3 protein-coding genes are annotated in these 2,322 nt (G+C 68.2%); 2 read left to right on the top strand and 1 reads right to left on the bottom strand.

Going from position 1 to position 2,322, the window contains the following annotated elements:
* Positions 1-154 precede the first annotated feature (154 nt).
* Both ACFZDJ_RS54995 and ACFZDJ_RS54990 read left to right on the top strand, forming a co-directional pair.
* On the top strand, positions 155-658 hold the full coding sequence (locus ACFZDJ_RS54995) for an N-acetyltransferase (protein ID WP_391070825.1): 504 nt from the start codon (positions 155-157) through the stop codon (positions 656-658).
* Positions 659-924: 266 nt separating this feature from the next.
* Positions 925-1,716, top strand: a complete 792-nt coding sequence (locus ACFZDJ_RS54990; protein ID WP_391070824.1) for an IS5 family transposase — start codon at positions 925-927, stop codon at positions 1,714-1,716.
* On the opposite strand, the gene ACFZDJ_RS54985 is transcribed toward ACFZDJ_RS54990, so the two are convergent.
* Positions 1,673-2,209 (bottom strand): hypothetical protein, encoded by a 537-nt coding sequence (locus ACFZDJ_RS54985; protein WP_391070822.1) that lies wholly within the window; start codon positions 2,207-2,209, stop codon positions 1,673-1,675. The genes ACFZDJ_RS54990 and ACFZDJ_RS54985 overlap by 44 nt on opposite strands.
* Positions 2,210-2,322 lie beyond the last annotated feature (113 nt).

Below are 2,322 nucleotides of genomic sequence, written 5' to 3'. Positions count from 1 at the left end.
AGAAGCCGTTGCCATACCGATCATGGAGTCTGTTGATCGAACGGGAGTCTCGATCGGGTGATCGCGGGCACTGCCCGGCATGAGAGCAGGGCCTGGCGGTGTACGGGGAAAATCCAGGGGAGCGGACGGCCGCGCGCTGCTACGGTCGGGCGCTATGAGCTGGCTCCCCGATGACTTCGTCCATCCCGTCCTGGTACCGCTGCCGGGCAGTGGTCATCACCTGCGGCCGATCCGGGAGGCGGACACCCCGCTCGACTATCCGGCTGTGATGGGTTCGCGCGAGCGGCTGTGGACCATCTTCGGCCCAGCCTGGGGCTGGCCCGCGGCCACCATGACCTACGAGGCCGACAAGGCCGACCTGTTGCGGCACGAGAAGGAGATCGCCGCACACCAGTCTTTCAATTACGCGCTGTTCGACGCGGCGGAGACAGCTCTGCTCGGCTGCGTCTACATCGACCCACCGGAGAGGGCCGGCGCGGACGGCGAGATCTCCTGGTGGGTGGTGGACGAGCTGGTGGGCAGCAAGGTCGAGCAGGCCCTCGACGAGCTGGTGCCGCAGTGGATCGCCGCCGACTGGCCGTTCGAGCAGCCGCGCTTCCTCGGCCGCGAGATCTCCTGGTCGGACTGGCTCGCCCTGCCGGAGCACCCCGACGCGTAAGTAGCTTTTGTCGTAATGCTCTGGGGACTTGGTGCTCGAGCGGCCGTCTCGATTGGGTGGTCGTCGGGTGCTCGGCGCATGCGAGGAGGGCCTCCTGAACAGCTCGCTGGTGTCGAATCACCGAGCATCAGGAGGCCCTGGTGTCGCAGTCTTGCGTGCCGATGCCCGTGCAGTCCACCGCGGGTACTCGGGAGTGTGACTGTCTGGCTCACCGGTTCGGAAACGCTGCCGACAATCGCCTGCGAGAGCGTCGGTATCCGAGCGACATGACGGACGCGGAGTGGGTGGTGGTGCGGCCGCTGCTGCCGGTGCCGGGTTGGATGCAGGGCCAGGGCGGGCAGCCGGAAGCGTACTGCCACCGGGCGATGCTGGACGCGATCGGCTATCTCGTGGACAACGGCATCAAGTGGCGGGCGATGCCAGTCGACTTCCCGCCGTGGGACCGGGTCTATGCGTTCTTCCGCCGCTGGCGCGATCGCGGCCTGGTCCGGGAGTTCCATGACCGGGTGCGCGGGCAGGTCCGGGAGAGGGCAGGGCGCGATGCCCTGCCGACGGCTGGGGTGATTGATTCGCAGTCGGTCAAGGCGGATGCCGTGGTCGGCGCCGGCACCCGTGGCTTCGACGGCGGCAAGCTGGTCAACGGACGCAAGCGGCACGTCGTGGTCGACACCCTCGGCCTGCTGCTGGGCGTGATGGTCACCGCTGCGGATGTGGGCGATCGCGCCGCTGCCCACATCCTGCTGGAACAGGTGGCTGCCGCTCACCATCGCCTGGCCCTGGTCTGGGCCGACGGCGGCTACACCGGCAGTCTGGTCGAGCACTGCCTGGCCGCGTTCGCCCTGGTCCTGGCGATCGTCAAGCGCAGCGACAACATGAAGGGATTCGTGGTGCTGCCCAAGCGGTGGATCGTCGAGCGTCTCTTCGCGCACCTGATGCGAAGCCGCCGCCTGGCCCGCGACTTCGAGCGTCGTATCGCCAGTGCCGAGGCGATGATCTACTGGTCGATGGCCGCCCTCATGACCCGTCGCCTGGCCCGGCCACACCGGGGCCGAGGGTGAACCGGCCGGGTGCGGGCTCGGCCAGCCAGCCTCGGGCGACCAGGCGTTTCGCCTTCGACCGCAATGCCTCCACCCGCGCCGGCACCACGTCCATGCCGAACACTGCGGCCATTTCCTGGCAGGTCAGCGGTCCCTGGCCGAGACGGACACGGTCCGCGACGGCTTGAAGGATGCGCTGGTAGTCGACCGACAGCGCCGAAGAGGCGACCTCCTCACGCCACACCGGCACCTGCGATTTCGGGTTGGCCGCATCACGGGACGCCGGCTGCTTGTCCGCCTCCCGAGGCCTGGCGGCGGCTCGGGGGCCGGCGTCAGCGGCGCTGTCCGGAGCCAGAACCGTATCGACCCGCCGCCGGGCGATCACCCACTCCTGCCATTCCTCCTCGGCCGCGGCCAACTCGGCCCGAATACGGTCGGCCTCCTCACGCAGGCCATCGACCCGACGCCGAGCAAAGAGCTCGTGCTGTTCCAGTAGTCCAACGACTGACGGCATTCGAGACCTCCCGGGGAACGACGACCTGACAGGCCACTACTCCCACGGGTCTTACGCACCTATCCGCAACCAGCGGAAACACGCCAATCACACCCGGAAAGACAACAGCTTCT

The sequence above is a fragment of the Streptomyces sp. NPDC007896 genome (assembly GCF_042959425.1).
Lineage (GTDB): Bacteria > Actinomycetota > Actinomycetes > Streptomycetales > Streptomycetaceae > Streptomyces.
Note: the sequence above shows the minus strand (reverse complement) of the source record. Positions and strands in the feature narration are given on the sequence as shown.

Bases quoted from the DNA above. Each gene is read 5' to 3' on its own strand.
- ACFZDJ_RS54995 (WP_391070825.1), top strand. From the start codon at position 155: ATGAGCTGGCTCCCCGATGACTTCGTCCATCCCGTCCTGGTACCGCTG.
- ACFZDJ_RS54990 (WP_391070824.1), top strand. From the start codon at position 925: ATGACGGACGCGGAGTGGGTGGTGGTGCGGCCGCTGCTGCCGGTGCCG.
- ACFZDJ_RS54985 (WP_391070822.1), bottom strand. From the start codon at position 2,209: ATGCCGTCAGTCGTTGGACTACTGGAACAGCACGAGCTCTTTGCTCGG.